This window comes from Brevundimonas balnearis (assembly GCF_042434805.1).
Classification (GTDB): Bacteria; Pseudomonadota; Alphaproteobacteria; order Caulobacterales; family Caulobacteraceae; genus Brevundimonas; species Brevundimonas balnearis.
Map to the genome: position 1 here is coordinate 473,038 of NZ_JBHLSW010000003.1, position 16,714 is coordinate 489,751.

Annotated in this window: 20 protein-coding genes; 9 read left to right on the forward strand and 11 right to left on the reverse strand. The window is 70.0% G+C overall.

The annotated features are described in order from the left end of the window. Window positions 1–14 precede the first annotated feature (14 nt). From ACFFGE_RS03440 to ACFFGE_RS03465, 6 genes are all read left to right on the forward strand, one after another. Window positions 15–1,079: an NAD(P)-dependent alcohol dehydrogenase gene (locus tag ACFFGE_RS03440; protein ID WP_376834317.1), complete on the forward strand. Its 1,065-nt coding sequence runs from the start codon at window positions 15–17 to the stop codon at window positions 1,077–1,079. Between the two features lie 100 nt (window positions 1,080–1,179). Next, a complete protein-coding gene (locus tag ACFFGE_RS03445; protein ID WP_376834319.1) occupies window positions 1,180–1,614 on the forward strand; it encodes a hypothetical protein in 435 nt (144 codons plus the stop codon). A gap of 4 nt (window positions 1,615–1,618) precedes the next feature. Then, entirely contained in the window at window positions 1,619–1,816 is a 198-nt protein-coding gene (locus tag ACFFGE_RS03450; RefSeq protein WP_376834321.1) for a helix-turn-helix transcriptional regulator, read from the forward strand. Window positions 1,817–1,818: 2 nt separating this feature from the next. Further along, window positions 1,819–2,400 carry a hypothetical protein gene (locus ACFFGE_RS03455; protein ID WP_376834322.1) on the forward strand — a complete coding sequence of 194 codons (582 nt, stop codon included), beginning with the start codon at window positions 1,819–1,821 and terminating at the stop codon, window positions 2,398–2,400. A gap of 29 nt (window positions 2,401–2,429) precedes the next feature. Then, on the forward strand, window positions 2,430–3,365 hold the full coding sequence (locus ACFFGE_RS03460; RefSeq protein ID WP_376834324.1) for a TraB/GumN family protein: 936 nt from the start codon (window positions 2,430–2,432) through the stop codon (window positions 3,363–3,365). Continuing rightward, the gene (locus tag ACFFGE_RS03465; protein WP_376834326.1) at window positions 3,362–3,577 is read left to right on the forward strand and encodes a hypothetical protein; all 216 of its coding nucleotides are present in this window, start codon (window positions 3,362–3,364) and stop codon (window positions 3,575–3,577) included. The genes ACFFGE_RS03460 and ACFFGE_RS03465 overlap by 4 nt, the downstream gene beginning before the upstream one ends. Window positions 3,578–3,635: 58 nt before the next feature. Here the strand turns inward: ACFFGE_RS03465 and gmk are convergent, their stop codons facing one another. From gmk to clpS, 7 genes are all read right to left on the reverse strand, one after another. Continuing rightward, a complete protein-coding gene (gene gmk, locus ACFFGE_RS03470) occupies window positions 3,636–4,277 on the reverse strand; it encodes a guanylate kinase (protein ID WP_376834328.1) in 642 nt (213 codons plus the stop codon). Between the two features lie 21 nt (window positions 4,278–4,298). After that, window positions 4,299–5,456 carry an endolytic transglycosylase MltG gene (mltG, locus tag ACFFGE_RS03475; RefSeq protein ID WP_376834330.1) on the reverse strand — a complete coding sequence of 386 codons (1,158 nt, stop codon included), beginning with the start codon at window positions 5,454–5,456 and terminating at the stop codon, window positions 4,299–4,301. Window position 5,457: 1 nt separating this feature from the next. After that, window positions 5,458–6,738 carry a beta-ketoacyl-ACP synthase II gene (fabF, locus tag ACFFGE_RS03480; protein ID WP_376834332.1) on the reverse strand — a complete coding sequence of 427 codons (1,281 nt, stop codon included), beginning with the start codon at window positions 6,736–6,738 and terminating at the stop codon, window positions 5,458–5,460. Between the two features lie 113 nt (window positions 6,739–6,851). Further along, window positions 6,852–7,091 carry an acyl carrier protein gene (locus ACFFGE_RS03485; RefSeq protein WP_376834334.1) on the reverse strand — a complete coding sequence of 80 codons (240 nt, stop codon included), beginning with the start codon at window positions 7,089–7,091 and terminating at the stop codon, window positions 6,852–6,854. A 114-nt stretch (window positions 7,092–7,205) separates the two neighbouring features. Then, window positions 7,206–7,946, reverse strand: coding sequence for a 3-oxoacyl-[acyl-carrier-protein] reductase (fabG, locus tag ACFFGE_RS03490; RefSeq protein ID WP_376834336.1), 741 nt, complete (start codon window positions 7,944–7,946; stop codon window positions 7,206–7,208). Window positions 7,947–8,038: 92 nt separating this feature from the next. Beyond that, the gene (gene clpA, locus ACFFGE_RS03495; RefSeq protein ID WP_376834338.1) at window positions 8,039–10,348 is read right to left on the reverse strand and encodes an ATP-dependent Clp protease ATP-binding subunit ClpA; all 2,310 of its coding nucleotides are present in this window, start codon (window positions 10,346–10,348) and stop codon (window positions 8,039–8,041) included. Window positions 10,349–10,355: 7 nt separating this feature from the next. Then, window positions 10,356–10,688 (reverse strand): ATP-dependent Clp protease adapter ClpS, encoded by a 333-nt coding sequence (gene clpS, locus ACFFGE_RS03500; protein ID WP_376834340.1) that lies wholly within the window; start codon window positions 10,686–10,688, stop codon window positions 10,356–10,358. A 132-nt stretch (window positions 10,689–10,820) separates the two neighbouring features. Here clpS and ubiA point away from each other — a divergent pair, with 132 nt between their 5' ends. Beyond that, window positions 10,821–11,750 carry a 4-hydroxybenzoate octaprenyltransferase gene (gene ubiA / locus ACFFGE_RS03505; RefSeq protein WP_376834342.1) on the forward strand — a complete coding sequence of 310 codons (930 nt, stop codon included), beginning with the start codon at window positions 10,821–10,823 and terminating at the stop codon, window positions 11,748–11,750. 13 nt (window positions 11,751–11,763) lie between these two features. Continuing rightward, on the forward strand, window positions 11,764–12,585 hold the full coding sequence (locus tag ACFFGE_RS03510) for a PdaC/RsiV family protein (protein ID WP_376834344.1): 822 nt from the start codon (window positions 11,764–11,766) through the stop codon (window positions 12,583–12,585). Here ACFFGE_RS03510 and ACFFGE_RS03515 read toward each other — a convergent pair whose 3' ends face one another. Continuing rightward, a complete protein-coding gene (locus ACFFGE_RS03515; protein WP_376834345.1) occupies window positions 12,586–14,256 on the reverse strand; it encodes a sensor histidine kinase in 1,671 nt (556 codons plus the stop codon). A 121-nt stretch (window positions 14,257–14,377) separates the two neighbouring features. Here ACFFGE_RS03515 and ACFFGE_RS03520 point away from each other — a divergent pair, with 121 nt between their 5' ends. Continuing rightward, on the forward strand, window positions 14,378–15,058 hold the full coding sequence (locus ACFFGE_RS03520; protein WP_376834347.1) for a TorF family putative porin: 681 nt from the start codon (window positions 14,378–14,380) through the stop codon (window positions 15,056–15,058). A gap of 4 nt (window positions 15,059–15,062) precedes the next feature. Here ACFFGE_RS03520 and ACFFGE_RS03525 read toward each other — a convergent pair whose 3' ends face one another. From ACFFGE_RS03525 to ACFFGE_RS03535, 3 genes are read right to left on the reverse strand one after another with little or no spacing between them, the layout of a single operon-like run. Further along, window positions 15,063–16,028 (reverse strand): alpha/beta fold hydrolase, encoded by a 966-nt coding sequence (locus ACFFGE_RS03525; protein ID WP_376834350.1) that lies wholly within the window; start codon window positions 16,026–16,028, stop codon window positions 15,063–15,065. A 35-nt stretch (window positions 16,029–16,063) separates the two neighbouring features. Then, a complete protein-coding gene (locus ACFFGE_RS03530; protein ID WP_376834352.1) occupies window positions 16,064–16,261 on the reverse strand; it encodes a helix-turn-helix transcriptional regulator in 198 nt (65 codons plus the stop codon). Beyond that, window positions 16,258–16,665 carry a hypothetical protein gene (locus ACFFGE_RS03535; RefSeq protein WP_376834354.1) on the reverse strand — a complete coding sequence of 136 codons (408 nt, stop codon included), beginning with the start codon at window positions 16,663–16,665 and terminating at the stop codon, window positions 16,258–16,260. The genes ACFFGE_RS03530 and ACFFGE_RS03535 overlap by 4 nt, the downstream gene beginning before the upstream one ends. Between the last annotated feature and the right edge of the window lie 49 nt (window positions 16,666–16,714).

Below are 16,714 nucleotides of genomic sequence, written 5' to 3' on the forward strand. Positions count from 1 at the left end.
TGAAAGGACCTCCCATGCCGATCGCCACGCGCGCCTTCGCCGCCGTCGCCGCCGACAAGCCGCTGGAGCCCTACCGCTTCGACCGGCGCGACCCCGGCCCGGACGACGTGGCGATCGAGATCAAGTTCTGCGGCGTCTGCCATTCGGATCTGCACGTCGCCAAGAACGATCTGGGCGGCACCCGCTACCCGATCGTGCCGGGCCACGAGATCGCGGGCGTGGTCACCGCCGTCGGCGACAACGTCACCCGCTTCAAGGTGGGCGACCGGGTGGGCGTGGGCTGCATGGTGGACAGCTGCCGGGTCTGCGAACCCTGCCGCGCCGGCGAGGAGCAGTACTGCGTCCCCGGCATGACCCAGACCTACGGCTCGGCCGATCCGAAGGGCGGGCCGGTCGGCCAGACCATCACCCAGGGCGGCTATTCCGACCGGATCACGGTCGACCAGAACTACGTCCTGCGGATTCCCGACAGCCTGCCGCTCGACGCCGCCGCGCCCCTGCTCTGCGCGGGCATCACCACCTATTCGCCGCTCAGGCACTGGAAAGTCGGTCCGGGCTCCAAGGTGGCGGTGGTGGGGCTGGGGGGCCTCGGGCACATGGCGGTCAAGTTGGCCGTAGCGATGGGGGCCGAGGTGACGGTGCTGTCCACCTCGGACCGCAAGAAGGCGGACGCGGAGCGGATGGGCGCGAAGCACTTCCTGATCAACTCCGACGCCCAGGCGATGAAGGCGGCGGGCGAGACCTTCGACCTGATCATCAACACCGTCTCGGCCACCCACGAGATCGCGGGCCATCTGCAGCTGCTGGCCAAGGACGGCACGATGGTCATGCTGGGCCTCACGACCGAGGGCCTTCCGGTGTTCGCCATGCCGCTGCTCTGGCGGCGCCGCTCGGTGGCCGGGTCGCTGATCGGCGGCATCCGCGAGACCCAGGAGATGCTCGACTTCTGCGCCGCGCACGGCATCGCCTGCGACATCGAGCTGATCGCGCCCGACCAGATCAACGAGGCCTACGCGCGGATGGAGCGGTCGGACGTCCGCTATCGCTTCGTCATCGACATGGCGCGCATGGCGGCCTGAACGGCGCGGTGTCGCTAACACTTTGCATAATGACAATGTCGCTTGACAGTGCGTCGAGCGCCAGGTAAAGCACCCTTGTCACAACGACGAGGATGTCTTCATGTCGAGTCGATCGCCCAACTGGGGCAGCTTTGCAGGGGTCATGGGCATATGCCTGGCGGCCGGCGCGGTCGCGGGCGGGGTGTCGGTCTATCTGGACGACGTCGACGGTCCGGCGGGCCTCCTGGGCACCATGGCGGTCGTCGCCGTCGCCCTGGCGGTCGGATTCTACGTCTGCATGGGATGGTGGCGACGCCTGGATGAGGCGGCCCGCGAGGCCCACAAGTGGGCCTGGTTCTGGGGCGGCTCCGGCGGGATGGCGGCGGGCCTCATCATCCTGATCGCGGTTCAGTTCCGCAGCGATCCGGCGGCGTTGGGCCCGCTGTCCGACATGCCCGCGACCGAAGCGCTGTACAACGGCGCGATGTTCATGGTGCTGAGCCAGGCGGTCGGATACGCGATCGCCTGGGCCGTCTGGTGGCTGAGGCATCGGTGATCCCATGAACAACCGTCTGAAAGTCCTGCGCGCCGAGCGCAGCTGGAGCCAGGCCGAGCTCGCGGAGCGGCTGGGGGTGTCCCGCCAGACCGTCAACGCCCTCGAGACCGGCCGCTACGATCCGTCCCTTCCCCTCGCCTTCAAGATCGCGCGCGTCTTCGGACAGCCGATCGAGAGCATCTTCATCGATCAGGAGAGCTGAACATGATCGCTGACGACGAAAGACCCGTCCCCCTCGCCCGCAAGATCGCCGTCGGCGTCGGGCTGGGCGCGCTGGGCGCCGTGGTGGGCGCAGTGGTGGCCCGGTACACCTTCCTCGGCGAGACGAACGCGCCGGACACCGTGGCCGGTCTGGTGGCCGTGGCGCTCCTGGGCATGGCGGTCATCAGCGTCTTCGTGATGCTGAACCGGCCGACCCATGTCGCCAAGGGGTGCGGGGTTCTGCAGATCACGGTGACGGCGCTGGCGGGGATCATGCTGCTGGCCCCCATCGCCCCGCTGGGCCTGTCGCCCGAGGTGACCTTCCTCGGCATCGCCGTGCTCCTCGCCATCCAGACCGCCGCCAACCTCCTCCTGTGGCGTCGCGCGGACGAGCTTCTGCGCCGCATCACCGTGGAGGCCGGGGCCCTCACCTTCTGGCTCGCTCAGGGGGTGCTGTTCCTCTACGCCGCCGCCGAGCGGCTGGGTCTCGCGCCCGAGGTCAACGCCTGGAGCCTGATCGGCATCATGATGGCCCTCTACATCCTCGCCTCCTCGATCGTCGCGACCCGCCGCGGTCTCGGATGACCCCCTCTTCCCCGAAAGGAGATCTCACGATGACCCTGCCCCCCCTTCTCAAGTCCGCCGCCCGCAACGTGGTGGGCGTGGCCGCCGGCCTGGCCCTGACCTTCGCCATCGTCGACGGCGCCGCCGCCCAGACGGCCGCCCCGGCCGTGACCCCCGCGACCGGCGACGGCCCGGCCCTGTGGCTGATCCAGGACGACGACTCGCGCATCTGGCTGTTCGGCACCGTGCACGTCCTGCGCCCGAACACGCCCTGGGGCTCCGCCAAGGTCGACCAGGCCCTGGCCGAAGCCGACAAGCTGGTGCTCGAGATCACCAATCCGGACGACCAGGCCGCCGCCGCGCCGATCGTCCAGCAGTACGGCGTGTCGCCGCAGACGCCCCTGTCCAGCCTGCTGACGGCCGCCGAGCTGGCCGAGCTGGACGAAGCCGCGAAGGCCCTGGGCGCCAGCGCGGCCCAGCTCGATCCGCTGCGCCCCTGGCTCGCCGGTCTGACCATTTCGATCGCCCCGGTGATCACTGCCGGCTACGACCCCCAGTCCGGCGTGGAGCTGGTAATGAGGGCGCGCGCCCAAGCCGACGGCAAGCCCGTCGAGGGGCTGGAGACGCTGGAAGGGCAGATCCGCATGCTGGCGGGCCTGTCCGAGGAGACGCAGCTCGCCTTCCTGCGGTCCGCCATCCGCGACTACAAGGAGGCGACGACCGTCCTCGACGGTCTGGTGGGCGCCTGGGCCAGCGGCGACGTCGAAGGCATCGAGAGCATCGGCGTGACCCGCATGCGAGAAGAGTCGCAGGAGCTCTACGACGCCCTTCTGACGAACCGGAACCGCGACTGGGCCGACCAGATCCAGACCATGCTGGCCGGATCGGGCGACGTCTTCATCGCGGTGGGCGCGGCGCACCTCGCCGGTGACGACAGCGTCCAGGAGATCCTCGAGGACCGCGGCGTCCAGGCGGTGCGCCAATGACCGGGTCGCCCTGCGAAACACGCCGCGACGGGCGTCATCGGTCGGTGATCATCGGCGCGGCGGCCGGCGTCCTGCTGGTCTACGGGCTGGTGGTGCTTCAGGCCTTGCAGGCCGGAGACCGGACCGAGGCGCTGATCTGGTTCGCGGCGGGCAGCTGCATCGTCATCGCGACGGCCGCCCCCCTTTGGACGTCGGAAAAGCGGAAGCGCTGAAACACCCCACGTGGGGAAGGCCCGACCGCCCGGTCGGGCCTTTCGCCGTGCGGCGTCCTCAGACCGCCTCGTTCAGCAGGGCCTGGCGATAGGCCTCCACCCACAGGTTCCGGAACCGGCGGCTGCGCTCGGCGTGATAGATGTGGGCCAGCTCGGCGTAGGACCGGTCGAAGTCGTCGTTGACGAAGACGTAGTCGAACTCGTCCGCGTGCTCGATCTCGCCCTTGGCGTTCGTCACCCGCCGCTCGATGACGTCCATGGAGTCCTGCGAGCGGGTGACCAGCCGGCGCTTCAGCTCCTCCAGGCTGGGCGGCAGGATGAAGACGCGCACCGCGTCCTCGGGGCATTTCCTCGCCACCTCGCGCGCGCCCTGCCAGTCGATGTCGAACAGCACGTCGCGACCCTCGGCCAAGGCGCGGTCGATCGGCGCGCGGGGCGAGCCGTACAGGTTGCCGTGCACGTCGGCCCACTCCAGGAACGCGTCCTCGTCGATCAGCCGCTGAAAGGCCTCGCGGTCGACGAAGTGATAGTCGCGACCGTCCACCTCGCCCGGGCGGATGCCGCGGGTGGTCATGGAGATCGACAGCTCGAGCCCCGCATGATCGGCCATCAACCGGCGGCACAGCGAGGTCTTCCCCGCGCCCGACGGGCTGGCGACGATCAAGAGGACGCCCCGGCGGGGGCTGCGGTCATTGGACATTCGAAGCGGACTCGCTGGATCTCAGGGCTGGGCCGGGGTTGGGCGCAGGGCGCCCGAGCCCTCGGGCTGAAGGGTGATCACCGCCTCGCCCTCGGCGACCGCCTCGGCCTCGGGACTCATGGGCGCGACCTCGGGCGGCAGCTCGCCGGCCGGCGTCTCGCCCCGCTCGATCGCGCGCCAGCGGGCGACGTTCCTGAGGTGCTCGTCGTAGGTGCGGGCGAAGGCGTGGCCGCCCGAGCCGTCGGCGACGAAGAACAGTTCGTCGGTCTGGGGCGGGTTGAGCACCGCCCGCAGCGCGTCGCGCCCCGGATTGGCGATCGGCGTGGGCGGAAGGCCGTCGATCAGATAGGTGTTCCAGGGCGTCTCGCGCCGCAGCTCCGACAGGCGGATGCCGCGGCCCAGCGGCCGCCCTTGGGTGATGCCGTAGACGATGGTGGGATCGCTCTCCAGCCGCATGCCCTGGCGCAGCCGGTTGGTGAAGACCGCCGCCACGCGCGGGCGCTCGGCGGCCACGCCCGTCTCCTTCTCGACGATCGAAGCGAGGATCACCGCCTCCTCGGGCGTGCGGACGGGCAGGTTGGCCGCGCGCTGGGCCCACAGCTGGGCGAGGTTCTCCTCCGCCGCCCGCTGCATGCGCGCGATCACCGACTGGCGCGTCTCGCCGCGCGTGATCTCATAGGTCTCGGGCCAGAGGGATCCCTCCTCCGGCACGCCCTCGATCTCGCCGGTCAGGATGTCCTCGGCCATCAGGATGTCGACGGCCTGGGCCGAGGACCAGCCCTCGGGCAGGGTCACGAAATGGCGCACCACCCGCCCCTCGGTCAGGGTCCGGATCACCGTGGCCAGCGAGGCTCGGGAGGGGATTTCGTACTCGCCGGCCCTCAGGCGGCGATCGGCGCCCGTCAGGCTGACGGCGGCCTTGAACATGTCGGTGGAGCGGATCACCCCGGCGCGTCTCAGCGAGGCGCCGATGGCGTCCACGTTGGAGCCCGAGGCCAGGGTGACGATCGTGGTCTCGCCCCGGCGCGCGCCGGGGCCCGGCCCGTAGTAGACGCTCCAGGCCCAGATCAGGCCGGCGATGAGGAACAGGCTGACGGTGGCCGAGGCGGCCAGCAGCCCCGCGAACAACCCCGGCCGACGGCGCGCGGCCTCCCGGCCCTTGCCCCCCCACAGCGCCACGTCAGGCGACCTTCCGGAAGACGACGGAGGCGTTCGTGCCGCCGAAGCCGAAGCTGTTGGACATGACCACGTCGATCTTCATCGGCTTGGCCTTGTGCGGCACCAGATCCATCGCGGTCTCGTGCTCCGGGTCGTCGAGATTGATCGTGGGCGGGGCGATCTGGTCGCGGATCGCCAGGATCGAGAAGATGCTCTCGATGGCGCCGGCGGCCCCCAGCAGATGGCCCGTCATGGACTTGGTCGAGGACATGGCCACGTTGGCCGCGTGGTTCCCCACCAGCCGCTCGACCGCTCTGGCCTCGATCCAGTCGGCCATGGTCGAGGTGCCGTGGGCGTTGACGTAGTCGATGTCGGAAGGCTGCAGCCCCGCCCGCCTCAGCGCCGCGACCATGGCCCGATAGCCGCCCTCGCCGTCCTCCGACGGGGCGGTGATGTGGTAGGCGTCGCCCGACAGGCCGTAGCCGACCACCTCGGCGTAGATCTTGGCGCCGCGCGCGACGGCGTGGTCGTAGTCCTCGAGCACCACGACGCCGGCCCCCTCGCCCATGACGAAGCCGTCGCGGGCGCGGTCGTAGGGCCGGCTGGCGGCCGACGGGCTGTCGTTGTAGGCGGTGCACAGCGCCCGGCACGCCAGGAAGCCGGCGATGCCGATCGGCACGATGGAGCTCTCCGCGCCTCCGGCCACCATCACGTCGGCGTCGCCCAGCGCGATCAGGCGGGCCGCGTCGCCGATGGCGTGGGCGCCGGTGGCGCAGGCCGTGACCACCGAGTGGTTGGGCCCCTTCAGGCCGTGGCGGATCGAGATCTGGCCGGACGCCAGGTTGATCAGGGCGGACGGAATGAAGAAGGGGCTGACCCGGCGGACCCCCTGCTCCTTCAGGACGATGGCGGTGTCGGCGATGGGCCCCAGGCCGCCGATGCCGGAGCCGACCATGACCCCGGTCCGCTCCTTGTCCTCGTCGCTCTCGGGCTTCCACCCGGCGTCGTGGAGCGCCTCGTCGGCGGCGGCGATGGCGAACAGGATGAAGTCGTCGACGCGCTTCCTGTCCTTGGCGGACATCACCTGGTCCGGATCGAAGACGCCCGGCCGGCCGGGGGCGCCCCCGCCGCGTCCATCGACCGACGGCACCTCGCCGGCGATGGTGCAGCCGTAGCCCTCGGTGTCGAAGACGGTGATCGGCCGGATGCCGGAGCGCCCCTCGACGATGCCCTTCCAGCTGTGCTCGACACCCCAGCCCAGGGGGGTGATCAGGCCGAGGCCGGTGACGACGACGCGGCGCATGCTCCGCTCCTTCGAATCCTCAACGCGTTAGGTCCGGAAACATTAATGGCCGCCCGGGCTGCCCGCTAGGGCGCGCCGGACGGCCACGAATGCCGCTCAAGACGTGGAAGGCCTCAGGCCGCCGTCTTGGAATCGATGAACTTCACCGCGTCGCCGACGGTCTGGATGTGCTCGGCGGCGTCGTCCGGGATCTCGATGTCGAATTCTTCTTCGAAAGCCATGACCAGCTCGACGTTGTCGAGCGAGTCGGCGCCCAGATCGTCGATGAAGCTGGCCTTCTCCGTCACCTTGTCCGGATCGGCGTCCAGGTGTTCGATGACGATCTTGCGGACGCGTTCAAGCGTGTCGGACATGTCTCTGCCTTCAGTTCGCGCCCGAGAGCGCTTCGTTGGTCTTGCGCCCGGGCTTTAGCACAGCCGACGGGCGAGGAAATAGCCTGTTGCGCGGTGTGATCGGCGTCTCCGCCGTCAGAGCATCGCCATGCCGCCGTTCACGTGAAGAGTCTGCCCGGTGACGTAGGCGCCTTCGTCGGACGCCAGATAGACCGCCGCCGCGGCGATCTCGTCGCCCGTGCCCAGCCGGCCCAGCGGAATGCGGTTCAGGATGGTCTCGCGCTGCTGGTCGTTCAGCACATCGGTCATGGGCGAGGCGATGAAGCCGGGGGCGATGCAGTTCACGGTGATGCCCCTGGAGCCCACCTCCTGGGCCAGCGACTTCGAAAACCCGATCATCCCGGCCTTGGAGGCGGCGTAGTTGGTCTGGCCCGGGTTGCCGGTGACGCCGACGACCGAGGTGATGCCGATGATGCGGCCCGCGCGGCGCTTCATCATGCCCTTCACCGCCGCCCGCGACAGGCGGAAGTAGCTCTCCAGATTGACCTTCAGCACCTGCTCGAAGTCCTCGTCCTTCATGCGCAGGATCAGGCCGTCGCGGGTGATGCCGGCGTTGGCGACCAGGATGTCGAGCGGCGCGCCGGCCGCGGCCTCCGCCGCGCCGACCAGGCCGTCGACCGATTCGGGATCGGACAGGTTCGCCGCCGCGAAATGCGCGCGCTCGCCCAGCTCTCCGGCCAGATCCGCCAGCACCGCCTCGCGGGTGCCCGACAGCACCACCGTCGCGCCCCGGGCGTGCAGGGCGCGCGCGATCGCGCCCCCGATGCCGCCGGTCGCGCCCGTGACCAGCGCGGTCTTGCCGGTGAGATTGAACATGCGTGGACCCTCCATGGCTCTGGAGGGCGTTCATAGGATGCGGGGACGGCGGACGCGAGCCCCGTCGCCGGAGCTCGCGTCGCCTCGGATCGTCAGGCCGTGACGTCCTCGTCCTCTTCGGCCGGGGCGCCCGTCGCGTCGCTGATGTCGAAGGCGATCTTGCCGTCCTTCAGCACCACCTGGACGTGCCCGCCCTTGGTCAGGCGGCCGAACAGGATGTCGTCGGCCAGGGGCTTCTTGATGTGCTCCTGGATGACCCGGGCCAGCGGCCGGGCGCCGTAGAGCTCGTCGAAGCCGTTCTTGGCCAGCCAGTCCGTCGCCTCGTCGGTCAGGGCGATGGTGATGTTCCGGTCCGCCAGCTGGGCCTCCAGCTGCAGGATGAACTTGGTCACCACCGACTTGATCGTCTCGGAGTCCAGCGCCTTGAAGGCCACGATGGCGTCCAGGCGGTTCCTGAACTCCGGCGCGAACAGCCGCTGGATGGCCTTCTCGTCCTCGCCTTCCACCTTGCCGCGGCCGAAGCCGATGGCCGCCCGCGCGTTGTCGGCGGCGCCGGCGTTGGTGGTCATGATCAGGACGACGTTCCTGAAGTCGACCTTCTTGCCGACCGCGTCGGTCAGCTGGCCGTTGTCCATCACCTGCAACAGGATGTTGTAGACGTCCGGGTGCGCCTTCTCGATCTCGTCCAGCAGGACGACCGCGTGCGGGTGCTGGTCGACCGCATCGGTGAGCAGGCCGCCCTGGTCATGGCCGACGTAGCCCGGAGGGGCGCCGATCAGGCGGCTGACGGTGTGGCGCTCCATGTACTCGGACATGTCGAAGCGCAGCATCTCGATGCCCAGCGTGCCCGCCAGCTGCTTGGCCACCTCGGTCTTGCCGACGCCGGTGGGGCCGGAGAACAGGAAGCAGCCGATCGGCTTCTGCGGATCGCGAAGGCCCGCGCGCGCCAGCTTCATGGCGGCGGTGACCTGTTCGATCGCCGCCTCCTGGCCGAAGACGACGCGATTCAGGTCGGCCTTCAGCTCGCGCAGCGCCTCGGTGTCGGACTTGGAGACCGACTTCGGCGGGATGCGGGCCATCTTGGCGATGACGCTCTCGACCTCCTTCAGGCCGATCACCTTCTTGCGCCGGGACTCCGGCAGCAGCTTCTGGCTGGCGCCCGCCTCGTCGATGACGTCGATCGCCTTGTCCGGCAGCTTGCGGTCGGACATGTAGCGCGCCGACAACTCGACCGCCGTGCGCACCGCCGCCTCGGTGTAGCGGACCTTGTGATGGTCCTCGTAGTAGCTCTTGAGGCCCCGCAGGATCTTCACCGAGTCCTCGACCGTCGGCTCGTTGACGTCGATCTTCTGGAAGCGCCGGACCAGGGCGCGGTCCTTCTCGAAGTGCTGGCGGTACTCCTTGTAGGTCGTCGAGCCCATGCAGCGCAGGCTGCCGGCCGCGAGCGCCGGCTTCAACAGGTTCGAGGCGTCCATCGCCCCGCCCGAGGTGGCGCCGGCCCCGATCACCGTGTGGATCTCGTCGATGAACAGGATGGCGTTGTCGTGGGTCTCGAGCTCCTTGACGACCTGCTTGAGGCGCTCCTCGAAGTCGCCGCGATAGCGGGTGCCGGCCAAGAGCGCCCCCATGTCGAGCGAGTAGATGGTGGCGTCCTTCAGGATGTCCGGCACCTCGCCGTTGACGATCTTGCGCGCCAGCCCCTCCGCGATCGCGGTCTTGCCGACGCCCGGATCGCCGACCAGCAGCGGGTTGTTCTTGGTCCTGCGGCACAGGATCTGGATGGAGCGCTCGACCTCCGCCTGGCGGCCGATCAGCGGATCGACCTTGCCCTGGCGCGACTTCTCGTTGAGGTCGACGCAATAGGCCTCCAGCGCCTCGCCGCCGGACTTCACGGCCTGGGCGTCCTCGGCGTCCTCACGCGAGCCGCCCGTGGCGCGCGCCGGGCGGGTCTCGCCGGCGCCCGGCTTCTTGGCGATGCCGTGGGCGATGTAGTTGACCGCGTCGTAGCGCGTCATGTCCTGCTCCTGCAGGAAGTAGGCGGCGTGGCTCTCGCGCTCGGAGAAGATGGCCACCAGCACATTGGCGCCGGTCACCTCCTCCCTGCCCGAGGACTGGACGTGGATCACGGCGCGCTGGATCACGCGCTGGAAGCCCGCGGTGGGCTTGGCGTCGTCGCCGTCGGAGGTGGCGAGCGCCGAAAGATCGGTGTCGACGTAGAGCGTCAGCGCGCCGCGCAGGGACGCCAGGTCCACGTTGCAGGCCTGCATGACGCCGGCGGCGTCGGGATCGTCGATCAGCGCCAGAAGCAGATGCTCCAGCGTCGCGTATTCGTGCCGACGCGCGTTGGCGTAGGCGACGGCGCGATGCAGGGTCTCTTCGAGGGGGCGCGAGAAGGAGGGCAAGGGAATCTCAGTCCTTTTCCATCGTGCATTGCAGGGGATGCTGGTGACGGCGGGCGGTTTCGACGACCTGGGCGACCTTGGTCTCGGCCACCTCATAGGTGTAGACGCCGCAGACCCCGACGCCATGCTGATGCACGTGCAGCATGATGCGGGTCGCGTCCTCGCGGCTCTTCTGGAAGAACCGCTCCAGCACGTAGACGACGAATTCCATCGGCGTGTAGTCGTCGTTCAGGATGAGCACCCGGTACAGCGAAGGCTTCTGCACCTTCGGCTTGGTCTCGGTGACCGTCGCGGCGCCTAGGCCGCCTCCGGCGTTCTCACCTGGTCTCCTGTTGGGCATTCGTCGTCCGGTTTCGGGGGAGTCGTGGCCTGAGATAGGGAATGATGGCCGGTTTTGAAGCGGCGTCCAGTCACAGCTTGGGTGATCGGCGCGCCGGGGCGACTTTCCCGGCAGGCGTGATATTCCCCGCTCATGACCAGCGCCCCCCTGCCCGACGCCGGCCGCAACTGGGTCGACGAGCACGCGCCCGAAGGGTTGAAGCCCTGGCTCAAGCTAGGCCGCTTCGACCGGCCGATCGGCATCTGGCTGCTGCTCCTGCCCGGCTGGCAGGGGATCGCGCTGGCCCTTGCGGCGGAGCGTCGCGCGCCGGCCCTGTACGATCTGTGGCTGATCCTCGGCTTCGCGCTCGGCGCCTGCCTGATGCGGGCGGCGGGCTGCGCCTACAACGACATCGTCGACCGCGACATCGACGCCCGGGTGACCCGCACCGCCGGCCGCCCGATCCCGTCTGGCCGCATCTCGGTCAAGCAGGCCTGGGGCTTCCTGGTCGGGTGCAGCCTGGTCAGCTTCCTAATCCTGCTCACCCTGCCGCCGGTCGCGATAGCCCTGGGGATCGGGTCGCTGGCGCCGGTGGCCGCCTATCCGTTCATGAAGCGGATCACCTGGTGGCCGCAGGCCTGGCTCGGCCTGACCTTCAACTGGGGCGCGCTGATGGGCTTCGCGGCGGCCGGGGGAGAGCCGTGGGCGGCGGCGCTGCTGCTCTATGCGTCCGGGGTGTTCTGGACGCTGGGTTACGACACGATCTACGCGCTCCAGGACATAGAGGACGACGCCCTGGTCGGCGTCAGGTCGACCGCGCGTCGGCTCGGGGGGAGCGTGCGGGCCGGGGTCGCCCTGTTCTATGTCGTCAGCGTCCTGTTCCTGGCCGCCGCGGTCACGGTCGCCGGCCTCGGGGTCTGGGCCTGGGCGGGCGTGGCGCTCGCGGCGCTGCATCTCGTCTGGCAGACGACCCGCCTGAGGCCCCAAGACGGCGCTCTGGCGCTCAGGCTCTTCAAGTCCAATCGCGAGACGGGCATTCTGTCGCTGATCGCGCTCATGCTGGGGGCGCTTCGCCTGCCCTGACCGGAGTTCGCCGATGACCGCCCGTTTGCTGCTGACATGCGCCCTCGTCGCCACGCTCGCGGGCTGCCAGCGCCGTGAGGAGGCCGCCGAACCGGCGCCGGGCCCCGCGCCCGCGCAGCCGACCGTGACGCCGGCCGATGCCGCCGCCCCGCTGAACTTCGACTCCAAGACCCAGTACGCGGAGGTGAAGCTCGCGCTGCCCGAGGCGATCAAGACCCAGCCGGACCTGCACGCCCGCCTGTACGCCGCCGACGTGCGCGACCTGCGCCAGTTCGCCGAGGGGGCCCAGGCGGACCTGTCCGAGTTCGGCGGCTCCGGCATGCCCGGCTATTATCGCAACATCGACTGGACCTCGGGCGCCGAGACCGGGAAACTGCTGTCGCTGGGCCGCGAGGTGGCGGAGTACACCGGCGGAGCCCACGGCAACGTGGCCTTCTCCTCGGTGCTCTGGGACAAGGCCCTGAAGCGCACGCTCCAGCCCGCGCAGCTGTTCCGCCCGGGCGCGGATCTGGCGGCGCTGGATCGGGCGCTGTGCGACGCCGTCAACCTGGCCAAGAAGGCCAAGGACCCGACGATCCCGCCCGTCCGGCTGGGCGCGACCGACACCTTCGGCTGCCCCCGCGCCATCGAGACGCCGTTCGTGCTGGCCCCGTCGACGACGCCCGGCAAGGCGGGCGGCCTGACGTTCCTGATCGCCCCCTACACGGTCGGGCCCTGGGCCGAGGGGACCTATCAGGTGCAGGTGCCGCAGAGCGCCTTCCGCGCCCTGGTCGCGCCCGCCTATGTCGACGAGTTCGCGGGCCAGCCGGTCAAGCCGCCGGCGTCGGCCGGCTGATCAGCCGGCGATCTGAAGCGACGCTTCGCGAAACGACCGGGCGTCGGCCGGCGGCGCGTCCTGGCCGTCGGTCCGGCCGGCGGGCGGCAAGGGCAGTTCAACCACGAACCTCGACCCCTCTCCCGGCTTGCTGTCGGCCAGCACGCGGCCCCCCATGGCCACGACCAGCATGCGGCATAGCGGCAGCCCGGCGCCCAGCCCCTCCGCCGGTTTGGTCAGGCTGTCGTCGCCCTGGACGAAGAGGCCGAACACTTCCGCCAGCTTCGCCGCCTCGAGGCCGGCGCCGGTATCCTCGACGGTGAAACGGACGACACCGTCCGTGTCCGCCACCGCAAGCTCGACGTGACCCGCCGAGGTGTAGGTGACCGCGTTCTCCATGAGCTGGTTGAGCGCCTGGGCCAAATGTTCGGGATCGCCCCTGCGCAGTCCGAGCTTCGGCGCGCGTTGCCGCAGCGCGACGCCCTTGGCCGCCGCCGCCGGCCTCTGTCGCTCGACGACCGACGACGCCAGGGCGTCCAGATCGAACACCTCAGCGCGGGTCACGATCTGACCGCGCTCCAGTCGCGAGAGTTGCAGCAGTTCCTCGATCAGTTCGGTCAAACGGCCGCCGGACGATCGGATGAGATCCAGGTGTTGCTTCTGCACCGGCGTCAGATCCTGCGTCGCCATGACCTCGGCGATGCCCACGATTCCGTTCAGCGGCGTGCGCAGTTCATGGCTGACGTTGGCCAGGAACCGCGATTTGACCGCGTTGGCGGCCTCCGCGGCGTTCTTGGCGCGGATCAGGGAGTCCTCGGCTTCGGCCATCGCGGTCGTCGTCCGTCGCAACCAGAGCATCAGCCAGGCCCAGCCCAGCGCGAGAAGCGCGATCACACAGGCCATGATCCGGGCGCCTTCGGCCAGGAGGCTCAGCCCGATCCGTTCAGGCGTCCAGGTGAGGCCGCCGATCCATTCCCCGTTCGGCCCGGCCAGGCTCAGGCGCGCGGCCTCGGGATCGGGGGTGAAGGCGACGTCCCTGAGATCGAGATCATGGCCGATCGACGCGATCAGCGCATCGAGGGGATAACCGGAGACGACGATCGGATCCGCGTCGAGCCGGGCCACCACGGCGTCTTCCGGCGTGATCGTCGCGGCGCCGACCAGCCAGACCTCGCCCTCGACGCGCACCAGCCCCGTGGCGGACACCGCGCCCTCGAATCCCAGCGCGCCGCGTCTGGCCGGCGTCGCGCTCTCGTCGCGAACCCGCGCCACCAGGGGCTGGGCGGCCTGGTGGAACGTCGCGAGTTCGTGGACCCCGACGGGCTCGCTGTCGCGCGACGCGAGCACCACGGCCCCGTCGCCGTCCAGCACCAGGGTGGCGGCGTGATCCATGTAGTCGGCGAAATAATCGCCGAAGTTGACCTGCAGCCATCGCAGGTCCGGGTCGCCGGTCATGGCGACGACGGATTCGTTCCAGATCGCGGCGGAGTTGATGTCTTCCGAGATCCGCTCCAGGGCCGCTGCCGTTCGGCGCTGCACCAGATTCTGCTCGCGAACCACCTCCACCCGATCCACGGACAGGGCGGCCCAGGCGATCAGCATCGCCACCCCCGCCATGGCGGCGACGCCCACCAGAGCGGCGGCCAACAGCACACGGCCGAGCTTCTGCTTGTGCGAAGCGACGATTTCCATGCCGCCGAGGCTACCGGCCAGTCCATAAGTCAGCCTTATCGGACATGGTGAAAGATGTGTTGGCGTTACCGCCCCTTAACCCGTCGTTCCGCTAGCGTGCGGAAAAGACGGGGAGAACGCCATGAAGTCTCTGGGCCTGACGATCGCGGGCGCGGCCCTGCTGATCGGGACGCCGACGATCGCCCAGGACGGCGGCTGGGCGCTGAGCGGTCGCGTCGGTGCGGTCTCGGACTACTATGATCGCGGTTACATGCTGTCCGAAGGCGTCACGGCCCAGGGCGAGGTCACGGCGTCGCGTGCGACGGGGGCCTACGCCGGCGTGTGGCTGTCCGGGATCGACCCCTACGGCGTCGACGCCGACGGCGAGGGCGCGCGGGTCGAGGTCACGGCCTATGCGGGCTGGGCGGGCGAGGCCGTGGGCTTCGAGGTCGACGTCGGGGTGTGGAGCAACCACTACCCCGACGGGACCGACGTCGACTACGTGGAGTTTCCGGTGCAGATCGCGCGGGCCATCGGCCCGGCCCGACTGAGCGCCGGGGTCATCTACGCGCCGGATCAGACCGGCGTCGGCGGCGAAGACAACACCTGGGCGTGGCTGGGCGCGGACTACGCCCCGATCGCCTGGCCGGTGTCGCTGCACGCCCGGGTCGGCCACGAGCGCGGCGGCTTCGCCCCCGACGGCAAGGTCGACTGGCGCCTAGGGGCCGAGGCGCCGGCCGGTCCCCTGACCCTGGGCCTGGACTGGATCGACAGCGACATCGACGACGGCGCCCTCGTGGCCCGGGTCTTCTTCGACTTCTGAGCCGTCACTCCGCCAGAAAGGCGTCGACCGCCTCGGCGAACCGGGCGGGCTGGTCGGCCATGATGAAGTGGCGGCTGCCGTCGACCCGGACCAGCGTCTTATCCGGCAGCGCCGCATAGGCGTTGGCCCACATCGCGTCGGCCATGGCGGCGGGCGCGCCGCCGTCGGCGTCGGCGGCGTAGACGGCGGTCACCGGAACCCGGATTCCGGACAGGCGCGGGCCGATGTCCGTGGTCATAACCTCCGAGATCGCCGCCGCCAGCGCCTGGCGGTCCGACGCCATCGACCACTCCACCATCGCCTCGCGGGCGGCCGGGCTGCGGGCCAGGCCGATCGCGGTCTGGGCCTGCTGCCGGCGGAAGGTCGCCTCGTCGGCGGACAGGATGGCGGCGGCCGTCGCCTGCGCCGCCGGACGCACCGTCTCGGGCGTCGCCGTCGGCCCGAACAGGGCGCCGAAGAACGGCAGGCTGTCGACGCTCATCACCCTGGAGACCGCTTCGGGCGCCGCGTCCGCCAGCATCAGCGACAACAGCCCGCCCATGGAGTGGCCGATCACCGCCGGACGCTTCAGCCCGCGCTCGCGGATGTAGCGTTCCAGCTCGCCGACGACGGGCGCCAGGAACGGCCCGCCCTGCCCGTGCGCCCAGGGCTCTCCGGCGAACCCGGCCAGCTGAACCAGATGGACCCGGTGAGCGGCGCTCAGGCGCTCGGCCTCGGCCCGCCATACCTCCCGCGAGGACGCGAAGCCCGGGATCAGGATGACGTCCGGTCCCTGGCCCAGCACCTCGACCGACAGCCGGTCCGACGCGAAGGCCGCCGGGCTCTGCACCGGGGCTGGATGGGCGAAGGCGGCGACGGCGACCGCCAGGGAGGGCGTGGCCGCCATCATTCCGATCAGGGCGGCCCGCCAGGGCTTGAGCGTCGTCTTGGCGTGCGCGGTCGGGCGCGCCGGTTGAACGGCGTTGAACATGGTCGTCTCCATTCAGGGGTTTGATCGCCGCCGTCTCAGGCGTGCGGGTTCTCGAAGATGTCTTCCACCGGCCGTCCAAACAGGGCGGCGATGCGGTAGGCGAGGTCGAGCGACGGGTCGTGCTTGTCGCTTTCCAAGGCGATGATCGCCTGGCGCGAGACGCCCAGCCGTTCGCCGAGCTCGGCCTGGGTCCAGTCGCGCTCGACCCTGAGCAGCTTCAGCCGGTTCTTCATCGCGTCGTCCGGATCAGCGGCGTGATGAGACCGTACAGGCCCCAGAACAGCGGATAGATCATCCAGCCCGGCGCATGCGGCGCGCCGCCGTAGCTCTCGACGAAGCCCCAGCCGCTGAACAGCGCCATCGCCAGACCCGACGCGGCGATGAAGCGCTTGGCCGTCAGCACGCGCACGAACTCGTCGCTCTCGACCATCAGCCTGAGCGTGGCCCAGATCTGGCCCGCGACCGGGGCCGCCACCGCCAGCCCCAGGATCCAGCCGGCCGGCTCGCCGACGATCTCGTCGAAGGCGCCGAGGATGGCGAGGACGTTCACGGCCACATACCCGCCCATGAACATCAGCGTCCGCGTGACGTAGCGCTTCTGCGGCGCGTCAAGGGGGGCGGCGGTCGAGTAGTTCATGACAGGTTCTCCTGACTTGATGTCAGGCTGACATTACATCAACGAGATG

Coding starts and splice junctions, on each gene's coding strand:
- ACFFGE_RS03440 (WP_376834317.1), top strand. CDS start 15: ATGCCGATCGCCACGCGCGCCTTCGCCGCCGTCGCCGCCGACAAGCCG.
- ACFFGE_RS03445 (WP_376834319.1), top strand. CDS start 1,180: ATGTCGAGTCGATCGCCCAACTGGGGCAGCTTTGCAGGGGTCATGGGC.
- ACFFGE_RS03450 (WP_376834321.1), top strand. CDS start 1,619: ATGAACAACCGTCTGAAAGTCCTGCGCGCCGAGCGCAGCTGGAGCCAG.
- ACFFGE_RS03455 (WP_376834322.1), top strand. CDS start 1,819: ATGATCGCTGACGACGAAAGACCCGTCCCCCTCGCCCGCAAGATCGCC.
- ACFFGE_RS03460 (WP_376834324.1), top strand. CDS start 2,430: ATGACCCTGCCCCCCCTTCTCAAGTCCGCCGCCCGCAACGTGGTGGGC.
- ACFFGE_RS03465 (WP_376834326.1), top strand. CDS start 3,362: ATGACCGGGTCGCCCTGCGAAACACGCCGCGACGGGCGTCATCGGTCG.
- gmk (WP_376834328.1), bottom strand. CDS start 4,277: ATGTCCAATGACCGCAGCCCCCGCCGGGGCGTCCTCTTGATCGTCGCC.
- fabF (WP_376834332.1), bottom strand. CDS start 6,738: ATGCGCCGCGTCGTCGTCACCGGCCTCGGCCTGATCACCCCCCTGGGC.
- ACFFGE_RS03485 (WP_376834334.1), bottom strand. CDS start 7,091: ATGTCCGACACGCTTGAACGCGTCCGCAAGATCGTCATCGAACACCTG.
- fabG (WP_376834336.1), bottom strand. CDS start 7,946: ATGTTCAATCTCACCGGCAAGACCGCGCTGGTCACGGGCGCGACCGGC.
- clpS (WP_376834340.1), bottom strand. CDS start 10,688: ATGCCCAACAGGAGACCAGGTGAGAACGCCGGAGGCGGCCTAGGCGCC.
- ubiA (WP_376834342.1), top strand. CDS start 10,821: ATGACCAGCGCCCCCCTGCCCGACGCCGGCCGCAACTGGGTCGACGAG.
- ACFFGE_RS03510 (WP_376834344.1), top strand. CDS start 11,764: ATGACCGCCCGTTTGCTGCTGACATGCGCCCTCGTCGCCACGCTCGCG.
- ACFFGE_RS03515 (WP_376834345.1), bottom strand. CDS start 14,256: ATGGAAATCGTCGCTTCGCACAAGCAGAAGCTCGGCCGTGTGCTGTTG.
- ACFFGE_RS03520 (WP_376834347.1), top strand. CDS start 14,378: ATGAAGTCTCTGGGCCTGACGATCGCGGGCGCGGCCCTGCTGATCGGG.
- ACFFGE_RS03525 (WP_376834350.1), bottom strand. CDS start 16,028: ATGTTCAACGCCGTTCAACCGGCGCGCCCGACCGCGCACGCCAAGACG.
- ACFFGE_RS03530 (WP_376834352.1), bottom strand. CDS start 16,261: ATGAAGAACCGGCTGAAGCTGCTCAGGGTCGAGCGCGACTGGACCCAG.
- ACFFGE_RS03535 (WP_376834354.1), bottom strand. CDS start 16,665: ATGAACTACTCGACCGCCGCCCCCCTTGACGCGCCGCAGAAGCGCTAC.